The sequence below is a fragment of the Sulfitobacter sp. GN1-4 genome (assembly GCF_055693825.1).
In genome coordinates this window covers 2,114,405-2,130,049 of sequence record NZ_JBVFUQ010000003.1, presented here as the reverse complement: position 1 = coordinate 2,130,049, position 15,645 = coordinate 2,114,405, and the positions used below count along the sequence as shown (strand labels likewise).

The 15,645-nt window shown below is 60.4% G+C and carries 11 protein-coding genes and 2 pseudogenes; 9 read left to right on the top strand and 4 right to left on the bottom strand.

Annotation, left to right across the window (positions count from 1 at the left end):
* Nucleotides 1–13: 13 nt before the first annotated feature.
* From ACZ1HM_RS11055 to ACZ1HM_RS11040, 4 genes and pseudogenes are all read left to right on the top strand, one after another.
* Nucleotides 14–1,521: pseudogene (locus ACZ1HM_RS11055) on the top strand (class I adenylate-forming enzyme family protein).
* Nucleotides 1,505–2,155: a DsbA family oxidoreductase gene (locus ACZ1HM_RS11050; protein ID WP_472742818.1), complete on the top strand. Its 651-nt coding sequence runs from the start codon at nucleotides 1,505–1,507 to the stop codon at nucleotides 2,153–2,155. Before ACZ1HM_RS11055 ends, ACZ1HM_RS11050 begins: the two are co-directional and overlap by 17 nt.
* Nucleotides 2,156–2,510: 355 nt before the next feature.
* Nucleotides 2,511–2,909 (top strand): adenylyltransferase/cytidyltransferase family protein, encoded by a 399-nt coding sequence (locus ACZ1HM_RS11045; protein ID WP_472742817.1) that lies wholly within the window; start codon nucleotides 2,511–2,513, stop codon nucleotides 2,907–2,909.
* 84 nt (nucleotides 2,910–2,993) lie between these two features.
* Entirely contained in the window at nucleotides 2,994–4,229 is a 1,236-nt protein-coding gene (locus ACZ1HM_RS11040; RefSeq protein ID WP_472742816.1) for an MFS transporter, read from the top strand.
* A 49-nt stretch (nucleotides 4,230–4,278) separates the two neighbouring features.
* Here the strand turns inward: ACZ1HM_RS11040 and mfd are convergent, their stop codons facing one another.
* Nucleotides 4,279–7,761 (bottom strand): transcription-repair coupling factor, encoded by a 3,483-nt coding sequence (gene mfd / locus ACZ1HM_RS11035; RefSeq protein WP_472742815.1) that lies wholly within the window; start codon nucleotides 7,759–7,761, stop codon nucleotides 4,279–4,281.
* Between the two features lie 31 nt (nucleotides 7,762–7,792).
* Nucleotides 7,793–8,320, bottom strand: a complete 528-nt coding sequence (locus ACZ1HM_RS11030; RefSeq protein ID WP_472742814.1) for a component of SufBCD complex — start codon at nucleotides 8,318–8,320, stop codon at nucleotides 7,793–7,795.
* 119 nt (nucleotides 8,321–8,439) lie between these two features.
* Here ACZ1HM_RS11030 and hemB point away from each other — a divergent pair, with 119 nt between their 5' ends.
* From hemB to ACZ1HM_RS11015, 3 genes are all read left to right on the top strand, one after another.
* The gene (gene hemB, locus ACZ1HM_RS11025) at nucleotides 8,440–9,438 is read left to right on the top strand and encodes a porphobilinogen synthase (RefSeq protein ID WP_472742813.1); all 999 of its coding nucleotides are present in this window, start codon (nucleotides 8,440–8,442) and stop codon (nucleotides 9,436–9,438) included.
* Nucleotides 9,439–9,462: 24 nt separating this feature from the next.
* Entirely contained in the window at nucleotides 9,463–10,173 is a 711-nt protein-coding gene (locus tag ACZ1HM_RS11020; RefSeq protein ID WP_472742812.1) for a LysM peptidoglycan-binding domain-containing protein, read from the top strand.
* A 162-nt stretch (nucleotides 10,174–10,335) separates the two neighbouring features.
* Nucleotides 10,336–10,902: a lipid-binding SYLF domain-containing protein gene (locus tag ACZ1HM_RS11015; protein WP_472742811.1), complete on the top strand. Its 567-nt coding sequence runs from the start codon at nucleotides 10,336–10,338 to the stop codon at nucleotides 10,900–10,902.
* 233 nt (nucleotides 10,903–11,135) lie between these two features.
* On the opposite strand, the pseudogene ACZ1HM_RS11010 reads toward ACZ1HM_RS11015, so the two are convergent.
* A pseudogene (locus tag ACZ1HM_RS11010) lies at nucleotides 11,136–12,007 on the bottom strand (NAD(P)-dependent oxidoreductase).
* Between the two features lie 103 nt (nucleotides 12,008–12,110).
* Here ACZ1HM_RS11010 and ACZ1HM_RS11005 point away from each other — a divergent pair.
* Together ACZ1HM_RS11005 and ACZ1HM_RS11000 are read left to right on the top strand one after the other, a co-directional pair.
* Nucleotides 12,111–14,579, top strand: coding sequence for a penicillin acylase family protein (locus ACZ1HM_RS11005; protein ID WP_472742810.1), 2,469 nt, complete (start codon nucleotides 12,111–12,113; stop codon nucleotides 14,577–14,579).
* A complete protein-coding gene (locus ACZ1HM_RS11000; protein WP_472742809.1) occupies nucleotides 14,576–15,139 on the top strand; it encodes an rRNA large subunit pseudouridine synthase E in 564 nt (187 codons plus the stop codon). Before ACZ1HM_RS11005 ends, ACZ1HM_RS11000 begins: the two co-directional genes overlap by 4 nt.
* On the opposite strand, the gene ACZ1HM_RS10995 is transcribed toward ACZ1HM_RS11000, so the two are convergent.
* Nucleotides 15,136–15,537 carry a DUF2177 family protein gene (locus ACZ1HM_RS10995; RefSeq protein WP_472742808.1) on the bottom strand — a complete coding sequence of 134 codons (402 nt, stop codon included), beginning with the start codon at nucleotides 15,535–15,537 and terminating at the stop codon, nucleotides 15,136–15,138. The genes ACZ1HM_RS11000 and ACZ1HM_RS10995 overlap by 4 nt on opposite strands.
* Nucleotides 15,538–15,645 lie beyond the last annotated feature (108 nt).

Sequence of the window (15,645 nt, the reverse complement as noted above, 5' to 3'; positions counted from 1 at the left end):
CTAGCGGCAAAGCATGTCTGCATCTGTCTGTCCCAGCCCCTTCAACCTTGCCGCCTATGTGCTGGCGGCAGGCCGCGCGCACCCCGATAAGATCGCGCTGTCGCTGCTGTCCCAAGAGGGCGCGGAAGACTGGCGCTACGCCGACCTCATCCAGGCGGTCTTGGGCACTGCAACCGGCCTTTTGGAGCGTGGTCTGGAGCCGGGGGACAAGGTGCTGATGCGGTTGGGCAATACGGTGGATTTTCCCGTGGCCTATCTAGGGGCACTGGCCGCTGGGTTGGTGCCTGTGCCAACGGCGGCTGCGCTGACGGTGCCTGAGGTGGCAAAAATCATCGCCCAAGTGGCCCCCAAGCTGATCCTGCGCGCAAGCGATGTCGCCTGCCCCGATCACCCGGCCCTGCTGGATTTGCCTGCCCTGCGCGCCATGCGGGAGTTGCCACAGGCGGCCCCTGATATGGGGGATCCCAACCGCCTTGGCTATATCATCTACACCTCAGGCACGTCAGGCACCCCCAGTGCTGTGATGCATGCCCACCGCGCCATCTGGGCGCGGCGGATGATGTTTGAGGGCTGGTACGGGCTTGGGGCCGATGACCGGGTGTTGCACGCGGGCGCTTTCAATTGGACCTATACGCTGGGCACCGGGCTGATGGATCCCTGGACCAAGGGCGCCACGGCCCTGATCCCCGTGCCCGGCACCCCGGCGCAGGCATTGCCCGCCCTTTTGGCGCGGCATGAGGCCACGATCTTTGCCGCCGCGCCGGGCGTCTATCGCCAGATGCTGAAAGAACATGACCGGCTGCACCTGCCCCAGCTGCGCCACGGCCTAAGCGCAGGCGAAAAGATGGCCGGCCCCGTGCGTGAGGCCTGGCACGTGGCCACCGGCACCGCAGTTTATGAAGCGTTCGGGATGTCGGAGTGTTCCACCTTCATTTCAGGATCGCCCGACAGGCCCGCCGCCCCGGAGCCATTGGCGCAGCCCAACCGGGCCGCCGGGTTGAGATCATGTCAAAGGACGGCCCTGTCCCCGCGGGGACACCCGGCACGATTGCGATCCACGCCAGCGACCCCGGCTTGATGCTGGGCTATCTCGACGCGCCGGATCAGACAGCGGCCCGGTTTCAGGACAATTGGTTTCTGACCGGGGATCAGGGCGTGCGCGATGAGACCGGCCAGATCACCTATCTGGGGCGCAATGATGATATGATGAACGCAGGCGGCTTTCGTGTCTCCCCCCTGGAGGTTGAGGCGGTTCTGGCCAAAGCCCCCGGCATTACCGCTGTTGGGGTGACTTCGGTTGAGGTGAAAGCAAACGCAGAAGTGATTGCCGCCTTCTATACCAGCCCCACATCCCCTCTGGACGAGGACGCACTGCGCGCCTATGCCCAAGCCAACTTGGCGCGCTACAAACAGCCGCGCCTGTTCATCCCGGTTGACGCCCTGCCCTTGGGCGGCAACGGCAAACTGTCGCGGCGCAAGCTGCGCGAAAGCTACAAGGCCCGCCATGACCCAGAACATTAAGCTCGATATCCTGTCCGACCCAATCTGCCCCTGGTGCTATATCGGCAAGACCCATCTGGACAAGGCGCTGGCCGATCATCCCGATCATCCCTTTGTGATTGAATGGCATCCGTTCCAGCTGAACCCCGACATGCCCGCTGAGGGCATGGACCGGCGCGCCTATCTGGAAGGGAAGTTTGGCGGCAAGGAAGGCGCGGTACGTGCCTATGCCCCGGTTGTGGAGCATGCCGAAAAGGCCGGGCTGACGATCAATTTCGAAGATATGCAGCGCACGCCCAACACGCTTAACGCGCACAGGCTTATTCACTGGGCAGGGATTGAGGGGCGCCAAACTGCAGCGGTCTCCGCGCTCTTTACCGCGTATTTCGTGGAGGCGCGCGATATTGGCGACGCAGAGGTGCTGGCCGATATCGCAGACAGCATTGAGATGGACGCCGCTGTGGTGACACGTCTGCTGGGTACGGATGAGGATATGCAAAACATCCGCGACCGCGATGCGCACAGCCGTCAGATGGGCGTGAACTCAGTGCCCACGTTTGTGGTGGGCCAACAGCATGCCGTGCCCGGCGCGCAACCGCCTGAGCTTTGGGCGCAGGTGATTGCCGACATCAAAGCGCAGGCAGAAACAGCCTGATCCGCCGCTTAATGAGTATGGCAAACGCGCCACAGGTGTTGACGCAGCGACAACATCTCTTTGCCATGCATCAACGCCTCGCCTAACGTCTTGGCACAAAGAGGCAAAGACCTCTCATAGGCGGAAAGAGCAGGCACATGAAAAGCAATGACGCGGCACCCCAGACGGTGCGCCCGGCAGCCACAGGCGTTTTCTTATCAAAAAACCATTCTTGGCCCCCTCAGCAGGATGGTGTTTCAACCACAGGCCCGAAAAGGTCCTGAGATTACAGCCGTTTGGCTGACAGAGAGCGGCACATCCCCCGTGACAGGCAGTACGTGCCTGCCATGATCCGGTCCCTGCCCCCCGCGTCGTGTTGACCTACGGCAGGTTTGACGGATTTCACCAAGGCCATGCACAATTCCTGCGGAAATTGGCCACGCAGGGCGATGAATTGATCGTTGGCTGTGCCACTGATGCCTTTGCACACAGCCAGTCCCAGCCCTGCGCTTTTCCCTATATTGAACGCCGCGCGGTGTTGGAAAGCTGTCGCTATGTGTCTCGGGTGATCTCTGAGGCATCGCTCATGCAAAAGCGCACGGACATTGTGAACTACAACGTCAGTGTCATCGCTGTCAGTGATCAGGAAATCGGCCAGTGGGATCATCTGCGCGATGTCGCACAGGTTATCTATTTGCCGCGTCTGATTGCACAATCTGTCAGCACCCCTCCGGCAAGGTTTGCAACTAAAGCGGCAGTTGGTCACTCATTCTGACCATTAGGCATTGTAGCTCTTACAACCATACGTTACGTCTGACCCCACGGCGCATCACGGCTTGCTGTGCCTGAGGGAGCATCCATGTCAGACCCCAAATCAACTTTCCCCGTGGGACGGGCAGAGTTCATTGCGATCGTGGCAATGATGTTTGCAACGGTTGCGTTTTCCATTGATGCAATGCTGCCGGCCCTTGATGAAATCGGTGCCGCCCTCGCCCCCGGTCAGGCCAACAAAGTGGCCCTGATCCTGACCACTTTCATACTGGGTCTGGGGATCGGCACCTTTGTTGCGGGCCCGCTGTCGGATGCATTTGGCCGCAGGCCGGTAATTTTTGCAGGCTCCGCTCTTTATATCGTGGCCGCGGCGGCCGCCTGGATGGCGCAAAGCCTTGAGCTGATCCTACTGGCGCGGGCGGTGCAGGGTTTGGGGGCTGCCGCTCCTCGGATCGTTGCGGTAGCGCTGACGCGGGATTTGTTTGCGGGCCGCGAGATGGCCAAAATCGTGTCCATCATGATGGTGATCTTTGCCATGGTGCCTGCAATTGCGCCGTTGTTGGGCAGCTTCATTGTCGAAGGGTTTGGATGGCGGGCGATCTTTTTGTCTTTTGTGCTGTTCTCATTGTTCGTGGTGACATGGTTCGGGCTGCGCCTGCCAGAAACGCTGACCGCTGAGAACCGGCGCCCCTTGAAGCTGGCTTTGATCAAAGGCGCCTTGGCGGAGCTGATGCGCCACCCGGCTGTGCGGATCTCCATCCTCGTTCAATCGCTCGCCATGGCGATACTCTTTGCCACGCTGATGCAGGTGCAGCCGATCTATTATGACGTCTATGACCGCGCGGCGAGCTTTCCGTATTGGTTTGCGCTTGTTGCCATCATCGGCGGAAGCGCCAGCGTGTTGAATGCGATGCTGGTGGAACGGCTGGGGATGCGGTTTCTGGTGCGTGTGACGCTCAGTGGCCAGATCCTGCTGTCCACGGCGATGGTTGTGTTCGGCTTGGGCGGATTGCCGGAACCTTTTGGATTTGCTTTCTTTTTGACCTGGCAGATCAGTATCTTTTTTCAGGCCGGGCTGACCTTGGGTAACCTTAATGCCATCGCGATGGAGCCGATGGGGCATATCGCTGGGATGGCGGCATCGGCTGTTGGCGGGATCTCAACAGTGATGGCGGCTTTTCTGGCGTCCCCGGTGGCGCTGCTTTTTGACGGCACGACCATGCCGCTGATCTACGGCGTTTTGGTGATGGCGACGGCGGCGCTGGTGTTGATGTTGAACCTGATGCGGGTTGAACAAAAGCTTGAGGCAGATCAAGCCGCGTAAGGCGCGCGCCGCGGTAAGGCAAACGCCTTAGGCGGAGGAGCCTTGCCCCTTAAGCCGCTGCACCCTTTGCCTTTTTGGCCTGCTTTTCCCGTGCGATCACATGTTCAGCCAGATCGCGGGCGATGGCAAAGGCGCCTTTGATCTTATCGGCATCTTTCTTCCAGTCGCGGCGCACCACGATCTTGTTGTCCTTAACCTTGGCCAGGCCGCGCTGATCCTGGATGAATTTCACCAACCCTTCGGGCGAGGCGAATTTGTCGTTGTGGAACTGAACCGTCGCCCCTTTTGGCCCGCCATCCAGCTTGGCGATGCCCGCGCGCTTGCACATCGCCTTGATGCGCACGACGAGCATGAGGGTATTCACCTCTTTGGGCAGCTTGCCAAAACGGTCGATGAGTTCGGCTGCAAAGCCTTCAAGCTCCACCTTGGTCGACAGGCCCGACAGGCGGCGGTAAAGGCCCAGACGCACATCGAGGTCGGGCACGTAATCTTCGGGGATCAGCACGGGAACGCCCAGGTTGATCTGCGGCGCCCATTGATCATCGGCCTCTGACAGGCCCTCCATCTCACCCGCTTTGATCTTGGCGATCGCCTCTTCCAGCATGGATTGGTAAAGCTCAAAGCCCACATCGCGCATCTGGCCTGATTGTTCCTCACCCAAGAGGTTCCCGGCCCCGCGAATGTCCAGATCCTGCGAGGCAAGCGTAAAGCCCGCGCCCAAAGTATCCAGGCTGCCCAAGACGCGCAGGCGCTTTTCGGCAAGTGGTGTCAGCTTGGCGCGGGGTTTGGTGGTCAGATAGGCATAGGCGCGTGTTTTGGAGCGGCCCACGCGCCCCCGGATTTGATAGAGCTGGGCCAGGCCAAACATATCCGCCCGGTGCACCACCATCGTGTTGGCGGTGGGGATATCCAGCCCGGATTCAACAATCGTCGTGGCCAGCAGGATGTCGAACTTACCGTCATAAAAGGCGTTCATGCGGTCATCCAACTCTCCGGCGGCCATTTGCCCGTGGGCCACAACATAGGTCAGCTCTGGCAGTTGGTCTTTCAGGAATGCCTCAATCTCTGGCAGGTCAGAGATGCGCGGGACCACATAAAACGACTGCCCACCGCGATAATGTTCGCGCAAGAGCGCCTCGCGCAGGGTGACGGTGTCAAATTCGCTGACATAGGTGCGGATCGCCAGACGGTCCACTGGCGGGGTGCCAATGATCGATAGATCGCGCACGCCCGTCAGGCTTAGTTGCAGGGTGCGCGGAATGGGCGTGGCAGTCAGGGTCAGGACGTGAATGTCGCTGCGCATCTGCTTAAGACGCTCTTTGTGCTGCACGCCAAAATGCTGTTCCTCATCGATGATCAACAGGCCCAGGTTCTGGAACTTGATGGTTTTGGCCAAGAGCGCATGGGTGCCGATGACGATGTCCACTGTGCCTTTGGTCATGCCGTCCTTGGTCAGGTTTGCCTCTTTGGTTGAGACAAAGCGTGACAGCTGGCGCACGTTGATGGGAAAGCCGCGAAACCGTTCGGCAAAGCTTTTGTAGTGCTGCCGTGCCAGAAGCGTGGTGGGCGCGATCACCGCCACCTGCACGCCGGACATCGCCGCGACAAAGGCCGCGCGCATCGCCACTTCGGTTTTGCCAAAGCCCACGTCGCCGCAAATCAGCCGGTCCATCGGGTTGCCGGAGGTCATATCGTCAACCACATCACCAATGGCGCGCAGCTGATCATCGGTTTCGGAATAGGGAAAGCGCGCGGAAAACGCGTCCCACATGCCGGGCGGTGGTTCCAGCACCGGCGCCTTGCGCAACGCCCGCTCTGCTGCGATGCGGATAAGCTTGTCGGCCATCTCGCGGATGCGTTCTTTGAGCTTGGCCTTTTTCGATTGCCAGGCCCCGCCCCCGAGCTTGTCCAACAGCCCCTCGTCGTGGCCGTATTTGCTGAGCAGTTCGATGTTCTCAACCGGCAGGTAAAGCTTGGACTGTTCGGCATATTCCAACAGTAGACATTCGTGTGCGGCCCCGGCAGCGGTGACCACCTCAAGCCCCAGATAGCGGCCGATGCCGTGATCGACGTGCACGACCAGATCACCGGGCGTCAGGCTTTGCGTCTCGGTCAGGAAATTTTCGGCCCGGCGCTTGCGTTTGGGGGCGCGGATCAGACGGTCGCCCAGGACGTCTTGTTCTGAGATGACGGTCAGCGTGCGGTCGCCCAAGGGCGCTTCAAAGCCGTGCTCCAGCGCCCAGACCGCCAGGTGTAGCCCGTGTTTGCCAATGCGCTTGGCTGAGGTGACGGGGATGGCTTCGGCCAGACCTTCGTCCTCAATCAAGCCGGTCAGACGTTCACGCGCGCCGTCAGAATAGCTGGCGATGACCACAGGGCCGTCCTGCAGCTTGGCTTTCACATGGGTGGCCAAGGCCCCAAAAAGACTGATCGATTCCTGTTGCCGCTCTGGCGCGAAATTGCGCCCAATACGCGCACCTGCGTCCAAGGCACCGGGGCCTGTGGGCTGGGGCAAGGTGGCAAACTGGACCACACGCCGCTCTACCGTCGCCAGCGCCCAAGCCTCATCATCCAGGTACAGCCCTTCGGGTGGCGCTGGTTTATAGACGCTGTCCATCTTGGAGCGGTTCGCCATGGCGATTTTGCGCGTCTCATATTGATCTTCAATGCTGTCCCAACGCGCCACACGCGCGGGGGTCAGCTGATCATCCAGGGTGATTGCAGCCTTTGGGGCGTAGTCAAAAAGCGTTTCCATTTCCTCATGGAAAAACGCCATCCAATGCTCTGCCCCTTGATGTTTGCGCCCCGCTGAGATCGCCTCATAGAGCGGATCGTCGGTGCCGGCGGCGCCAAATTCGATGCGGTAGTTCTGGCGAAAACGCGTGATCGCGGCCTCATCCAGGATCACTTCGCTGACGGGGGCAAGCTCCACCAGATCCAGCTTTTCGGTGGTGCGCTGGGTGGCGGGATCAAAGCGGCGCGCGCCGTCCAGCACATCGCCAAAAAGGTCCAGACGCACAGGCCCCAGATCACCGGGCGGGTAGATGTCGATGATGCCGCCCCGGATCGCATAGTCACCAGGTTCCATCACCGTGGGGCTTTGCACAAAGCCCATGCGCACCAGAAAGGCGCGTAAAGCCCCTTCGTCAATGCGGCTGCCCACGCTGGCCGAAAAGGCCGCATCGCGCAAAAGCGCGCGCGCAGGCACGCGTTGGGTGGCCGCGTTCAGCGTGGTCAGCAGTATGAACTGATCTGGCATCCCATGCACCAGCCCCGCCAGCGTCGCCATGCGCTGCGCTGAGATGTCCGCATTGGGAGAGACCCGGTCATACGGGAGGCAATCCCATCCGGGAAAGGTGACCACCGGCATGTCGGGGGCAAAAAAGCTGAGCGCGGCTTGTAATGCGGCCATACGCTTGTCATCGCGGGCCACATGCATGACCGCACCGCTGCGCGCGACCTCATCCAGGATCGCGCGGGCGTCAAAGCCTTCGGGCACGCCCGACAGGGTGATGTGTTTCTGCTCAGCCATGCGCCCTCAATTGGCTCTCACCGGGCCGGTGTCAACCGCCCAGAACGCCAATAGTCAGGTTCTGGTACATCCCCCAAAGGGCGGTCACGAAAATTGAGATCATGCCGATGATCTGGGTATAGAGCCGGTGCCGGTTCAGCCGCTTCACCAACACTTCGCCCGTGGCCTGCTGTTCCTGGATTAGCCGCGCGGTGGACAGGCTGAGCATACCGACAAGCGACAGCGGAAAGCCCAGCAGGAACAGCGCCTGGGCAAACTCAACCTCATAGATGAACCCCAAGAGCGCCAGCATGGTCAAAAAGAAACAGGCAAAGCCCGCCAGCCACAGGCCAGACACGCTGCCGATAAAGAGCAGGCGGTTGACGTTGATGCGCACGATGTCTTCCAAGTCCACTTCGGCCTGACCGCCACTGCGCTTGGCGCGCAGCACCATGTCATAGGGCACGCCCAGCACCCAATGGCTTGCCGTGGACCAGATCACCGCAAGGACAATCCAAAACCACAGATTGGAGAATGACCGCATGTCGATCAGTTCAAATATGGTCTGATACCAGTCCAAGGTGCCCCCTGAGCGATGAAAGTGCGCCGGACATACCCAAGCCCGGACGCAATTCCTACCCTTGAGCGGTCAGATTTTTCGTGTGAAGACTTGGGAGACGCAAACTGAGGTATTTTTGCATGAATCCGGTCCAAGCCCCCTTCCCGCTCACCCGTTTGCGCCGCACGCGCCAAAGCCCGGCTTTGCGCGCATTGGTCCGCGAAAATGCCTTGGAACTGGGCGATTTGATCTGGCCGGTGTTTGTCCGCTCAGGTGAGGGTATTGAAGAGCCTGTGCCCTCTATGCCTGGCGTGATGCGGCGGTCGGTTGATAAAGTGATTGAGGCCGCAGGCCAGGCTCATGCGATGGGCATTCGCGCGATGTGCATCTTCCCCTACACCGGCCTTGAGGAACGCACCGAGGATTGCGCAGGGGCCTGGGACCCGCAAAACCACGCCAACCGCGCGATTGCAGGCATCAAGGCGAAATACCCCGATATTGCGCTGATGAGCGATGTGGCCTTGGACACCTATAACATCAACGGCCATGACGGGTTTGTTGAGGATGGGATCATCGTGAACGACCGCACGGTTGAGGCGCTGGTCAAGATGGCCTTGGCCCAGGCCGACGCAGGTGCCGATATCATTGGGCCATCAGATATGATGGACGGGCGCATTGGCGCGATCCGTAACGCGCTGGAGCATCGCGGCCACAGCGATGTGATGATCCTGAGCTATGCGGCCAAATATGCCTCGGCCTTTTATGGCCCCTTCCGCGATGCGGTGGGTGCCTCTGGCGCGCTGACAGGGGACAAAAAGACATACCAGATGGATCCGGCCAACAGTGACGAGGCGTTGCGCCTGGTCGCGCGTGATTTGTCGGAAGGCGCGGATATGGTCATGGTCAAACCCGGCCAGCCCTATTTGGATATTTGCCGCAGGGTCAAAGACGCCTTTGGCGCGCCCACCTTTGCCTATCAGGTGTCCGGTGAGTTTTCGATGATCAAGGCGGCAGCCGTACAAGGTTGGATTGATGAAGAGCGCGTGATGATGGAGAGCCTGATGGCTTTCAAACGCGCAGGCTGTGACGGGGTGCTGACCTATTTTGCGCCAGCGGTCGCTGAAGTGATGAATGGATGATTTTTAACAACCAGGGATAGTGATGTGGAATTTAAGAAGCACGTCGTAAAGAAAGGCGAATTTCTCTCAAAAATTGCGAAGCAATATGGCTACAAGGGCAGCAGCGACTGGAAGAAGATCTATGATCATCCCAAGAACGCGCCCCTGCGCAAAAAACGGCCCAACCCGGATGCGATTGAGCCTAAGGATGTTATTTTCATCCCGGCCAAGCCTGCCAAGGAAATCGACGACGAGTTGGCGCAGCTCAATGGAATGCTGACCCAGCTCAAGGCGATGCCGCCTGCGCTCAAAAAGATCATGATGGAATCCAAGCGGATGGCAAAAGAGGCCATGCGGATCACCAAGTCAGGCGAGCTGATCAAGCAAGACATCGCCATGCTGCGGGGGATGCAGGCTGTGCACCGGGCTGAGATCACGCGGATCGACGTCATGGCCAAAGCCTCGCAAAAGGGGGGCAAGAAAGGAGCCGGATCCAGTGCGCAGGCCTTTGAGAAATTCAAACAGCGCCAAGAGCAATTGGCCAAGCTGATCAACACCTTGAACACGATTGAGGATGCTGAGAAGCACATGCTGCGCGATCCGCAAAAAGCCATGCACACCATGGGGTCACTGGGGCAAGATACGGTCAAGATCCAGAAACTGACGCAGGAATGGACCAAGGCCCATGCCGATGCGGTCAAGGACATTGAGGGGCGCATCAAAAAGCTGGGGGCGGAAAAGAAGCAGTCGCTTTGAGCGTCTGAGGGCCTCGCTGATGTGTGATGCAGGGCGGTCACAGCGTGCCCGGACCGGGCACCTTTCCGCGCACGTCCATATCCCGCATGACAGCACGCAGAAAACCGCCTATACTGCGGCCAAGTCGGAAAACCGGCACAGGCAAACATACAGGCAGAGCAGATGAGCAATCCTCTTTTTTCGCGCCGGGCTTTTGGCCTGAGCGCTTTGGCGGCAACCAGCGGGTTGGCCGCATGTGGCAATGGTGTGGGCGGACGCGGATCCCAGCTGATCGACGCGCGGGTAAGCGCCACTTTGGATGAGATGTACCGCAGCTATCCCAACACCGTGCAACTGGCTGAGAAAGCCAACGGCATGTTGGTCATGCCTTTGGTGACAGAGGCCGGGCTGGGTTTGGGCGGCGCTTATGGGCGCGGCGCGCTTTTGGTGGGCGACATTACGGTGGATTACTATTCGGTGGTCAAAGGCTCTGGCGGGCTGCAGATCGGGGCGCAGCAATACGCGCATGTGCTGTTTTTCATGACTGAAGCCGCCCTGTTGGAGTTCCGCCGCTCCCCCGGCTGGGCTGCGGGCGCGGATCTGGAATATGTCATCTCAGACCGGGGTGACAGCGTGGCGGCGGACACCACAACGGTGCTGGCCCCTGTGCTGGCGGCGGTCTTTGGCCGTGCAGGGCTGCGCGTGGGCGCAACCCTTGAGGGGACGAAGTACACGCGCATTATTCCCTGAAGGTGTCGCGCATTGCCAGATTTACGGGGCCGTCCTGATGTGGGGCGGCCTTTTTGGTTTTGGGGTGAAAGGTATGGGAAACCCATGCGAGGTTGGTGTATTTCGCGCGGTTTTTTTTGAGTTTTATTGGAAAGATGAAGCGCAGGGTGGTGGTTCTGAGCGGGCTTTGGCTTTTGGGGCTGCGGTTTTGAGGGGGTGCCCCGGGGCGGTGGTTTGCCCCGAGGCTTTTGGAGCTAGTCCAGCGCGCGCAGGCGTTTGATGAGGCTTGAAGTATCCCAGCGGCCGCCGCCGAGTTTTTGCACGTCTTTGTAGAATTGATCGACAAGGGCGGTGACCGGCAGGCTTGCGCCGTTTTCATCCGCCGTACTCAGGCAGATGTTGAGATCCTTGCGCATCCAGTCAACCGCAAAGCCGTGATCAAAATGATCCTCCAGCATCGTTTCATAGCGGTTGACCATCTGCCAGGACCCGGCAGCCCCCTGGCTGATCACTTCGACCACCGCGCGCCCGTCCATGCCCGCCTTTTCAGCGAAATGCAGCGCTTCTGAGAGGCCCTGCACCAGACCGGCAATGGCGATTTGGTTGCACATCTTGGTGATCTGGCCAGCACCGCTGTCGCCGATGCGGCGGCAGATCTTGGCGTAGATCTCCATCACCGGCAGTGCGCGTTCAAAAGCGTCCACATCACCGCCGCACATGATGGAGAGCTGTGCGTTTTCCGCCCCGGCTTGGCCGCCCGAGATGGGCGCATCGATGAAGCTGATGTTGTGATCTGCGGCTGCGCTGTAAAGCTCTGCCGTGACTTTGGCAGAGACAGTGGTGTGATCCACAAAAAGGCTGCCCGCGTCCATCCCGGCAAAGGCACCATCTGCCCCCAAACAGACCGAGCGCAGATCATCGTCGTTGCCCACGCAGGCCATGACCATGTCGGCCCCTGCGGCTGCGGCGCGGGGGTGGCGGCATGGCTGCCGCCATGGGCCTTGACCCAGGCTTCGGCCTTGGCCGTCGTGCGGTTATAGACGGTCACGTCATGGCCTGCCTTTTGCAGATGGCCCGCCATCGGCCCGCCCATTACGCCTAGTCCCAAAAATGCGAGCTTTGCCATCTGCTTTTCCTTACTGTTCAGTTGCGCTATTCGGGCCAAGACCTAACATCCCGGGCAGGTACGTCAAACGCTGATACCGCCCTGCCCTTATCCGGAGCCCCGCATGGCGCTGATTTTTCGCTGGCTGATCCGTTTTGCCGTTTTCCTGATTGTGCTGGGCGTGCTTGCCGTGAGCACCGTCTACTGGTTGGCTTCGCGGTCTTTGCCGGACTACACCGATGATGTGGCGGTTGGTGGCATCACGGCCCCGGTTGAGATTGTGCGCGACAATGCCAATGTGCCGCATATCTTTGGGGCGGCGGATGCGGATGTGTTTTTCGGCCTTGGATTTGCCCATGCCCAGGACCGGATGTGGCAGATGATCACGCTGCGCCGCACGGCGCAGGGGCGGTTGAGCGAGGTTTTTGGCGCGCCGACGCTTGAGATCGACAAGGTGATGCGGCGCTTTGATATCTATGCTCTGTCAGTACAATCGGTAGAGGCGCTTGATGCGCGCACGCGTGCCGCACTTGAGGCCTATGCACGCGGCGTCAATGCGCGGCTTGATCAGATCAACGAAGAGGCTCTAGGGCGCGGCGCGCCTGAGATGATGCTGTTTAACGCGCCGATGGCACCGTGGCGGCCTGCGGATTCCATTGCGATCACCAAACTGATGGGCGTGCAGCTGTCGGGGCATTTGCAGGCCGAGGTGCTGCGCGCACGGACCTCGCTGGCCTTGCCGGATGAGGCGCGGTTGCAAGACATCCTGCCTGACGCACCGGGGGCTGGGGTGGCCGCCCTGCCGGAATATGCAGCGATCGTTCCAGGCGTTCGGCGGCATGCCGGACACATTCCGCTTGATCCACACCCCCTGTCGCCCTTCAAACCCACAGCCCTGGCGGGGGCATCCAATGCCTGGGCTGCGGCGCCGTCACGCTCTGCCTCTGGGGGGACGTTGCTGGCCAACGATCCGCATTTGGGGTTCTCAGCACCGGCGATCTGGTACCTGGCACGGTTGGAACTGCAAAGCGGTGGAGTGATTGGCGGCACCATCCCCGGCATACCGGTGGTGTTGACCGGGCGGTCGGAGGCCTTGGGCTGGGGGCTGACCTCGGCCTATCTGGACGATCAGGACGTCTTTATCGAAGAACTGAACCCTGACAATCCCGAAGAATACCGCACCCCGGACGGCTTTAAGGCGTTTGAGACGCGGCCCTCGATCATCACGGTCAAAGATGCAGATCCGGTTACGCTGACCCTGCGGTGGACGGAGAATGGACCTGTACTGCCGGGCACGCATTATAACCTGGCCAGCATCACGCCGCCGGGGCATGTGACGGCGCTGAGCTGGACCAACCTGAGTGCGACAGACACCTCACTGGCGGCAGCGATGCGGTTGATGGAGGCCAAAAGCGTGGCCGAGGGGTTGGCCGCAGCTGAAAGCTATGTGGCACCGGCGCAGAACCTGACGTTGGTGGACCGTGAGAGCATCGCGCTGAAGATGATCGGCAAGATGCCCCGACGCGATGCGCAGCATCAAAGCCAAGGGCGGTTGCCGTCGCCGGGCTGGATTGCAGCAAACCGCTGGGACGGGCTTTTGCCCTACCGCTCCAACCCCGAATTCATCGCCCCCAAGGGCGGCATTTTGGGCAATACCAACAACAAGACGGTGGACCGGCCCTTTCCCAACCATGTGTCCTATCTTTGGGGGGATACGCAGCGGGTGCAGCGCTGGCAGCGGTTGATGCAAACGCGTCAGGTGCATACCCGCGACAGCTTTATTGAGGCGCAGCTGGACACGGTGAGCTTTACGGCACGCTCTCTCTTGCCGCTGATTGGCGCAGAGCTGTGGTTCACCGGTGAGGCCGCCCCTGAGGGCTCCCCGGAACGGCAGCGGCAGCGGGCGCTCATTCTGCTGGCCGCCTGGTCGGGGGAGATGAACGAACACTTGCCTGAGCCGCTGATCTATGCCGCCTGGCTGCGCAGCTTGCAGGCGCGGCTTATTCAGGATGAGCTGGGGCCGCTGGCCGAGGAGTTTGACCACGTTGAGCCTTTGTTCATCGAGCGCGTTTTCCGCGATGTCGATGGGGCGGGTGTTTGGTGTGATGTGATCCAGTCCAGCCGGGTTGAAAGCTGTTCAGAAATGGCGCGGTTGGCCCTGGATGACGCGCTGATTTGGATCAATGAGACCTGGGGCACCCAATTGGAATCCCTGCGCTGGGGGGATGCGCATCAGGCGACCCATGACCATCAGGTGCTGGGTACGGTGCCGGTGCTGCGGTATTTCGTGAACATCCGGCAATCTACCTCGGGCGGGGATAACACGTTGCTTCGTGGGCGGACCAAAGGCACCCTACCCGATCCGTTCCACAATGTGCATGGCGCGGGCTACCGCGGGGTCTATGATTTTGCGGATCCGGATTCATCGGTATTCGTCACTTCAACGGGGCAGTCGGGGCATTTTCTGTCGCGCCACTATGATGATCTGGCGCAGCTGTGGCGCCGGGGGGAATACATTCCCATGTCGCTCGATGCCGATCTGGCGCGGGCGGCCTCCGTAGGGGTGACCACGTTGACCCCGCGTGGCCCATGAACCGGGTCATCTTGTTTAACAAGCCTTATGGCGTCTTGTCCCAGTTTACCGACAAAGGCACAGCTGGCAGCGCGCGACCTACCCTGTCTGGCTTTATTGAGGAGCCGGGGTTTTACCCGGCTGGACGGCTCGACAAAGACAGTGAGGGGCTGTTGGTGCTGACTGACAATGGCGCGTTGCAGGCGCGGATTGCACACCCCAAGTACAAACGCGCCAAGACTTATTGGGTGCAGGTCGAAGGCACGCCGGATGAGGCGGCTTTGGCCGCCCTTCGCAACGGCGTTGATCTGAAAGATGGCAAAACCAAACCGGCCAAGGCCGAGGTGATTGATCCACCCACCGGCCTGTGGGAGCGGGACCCACCGGTGCGGTTTCGCAAGACGGTGCCGGATGCCTGGCTCAAGATCACGCTCAAGGAAGGCCGCAACCGTCAGGTGCGGCGCATGACGGCGCATGTGGGTCTGCCGACGCTGCGGCTGATCCGGGCGCAGATTGGGGATTGGGCGCTCAACGATTTGCGCCCTGGGGCTTGGCGGTGGGCGTCTGAGGCCGGGCGTTAGGTGATCAGCCGGGTGAGTGCGACGCCCAGAGTTGCTGACACTGCAGTAAGCGCTGTGCCCCAGATCCCGTCGATCCAGACCATTTCCCAGGTCCAGTCCGTGAGGATGGCATAGTTCGTGAACTCATAGGTGCCATAGGCCAATGCACCGATGAGGGCCGCGTTCCCAAAGACCCAAAGCAGGCTGCGGTCGCCCGCGATGGCGGGCCAAGAGACAAACCAGAGCAGCACCACCATGAAAAACGCATAAAACGCGAAGGCAGGCAGAACGCGGAAATCTTGTTGCATCAGGTGGCCGATGTTGCGGGTGAAGACCGGCTTCACGATGTAGCTGAGACCGAGGTAATCAAGCCCAAGGAAAATCACGAAGGTGATGATGTAGAGAAGGATTGGCGTCATGCGTTGGGGCTCCGGGTGAGGTATGAGGGTTATATGGAGCGGGGCGCGGCAATTTCGAAGTTTCTGTGGCGCGGCTTTTTGGGGCATCGCGGAAAATACGCTGCCGGC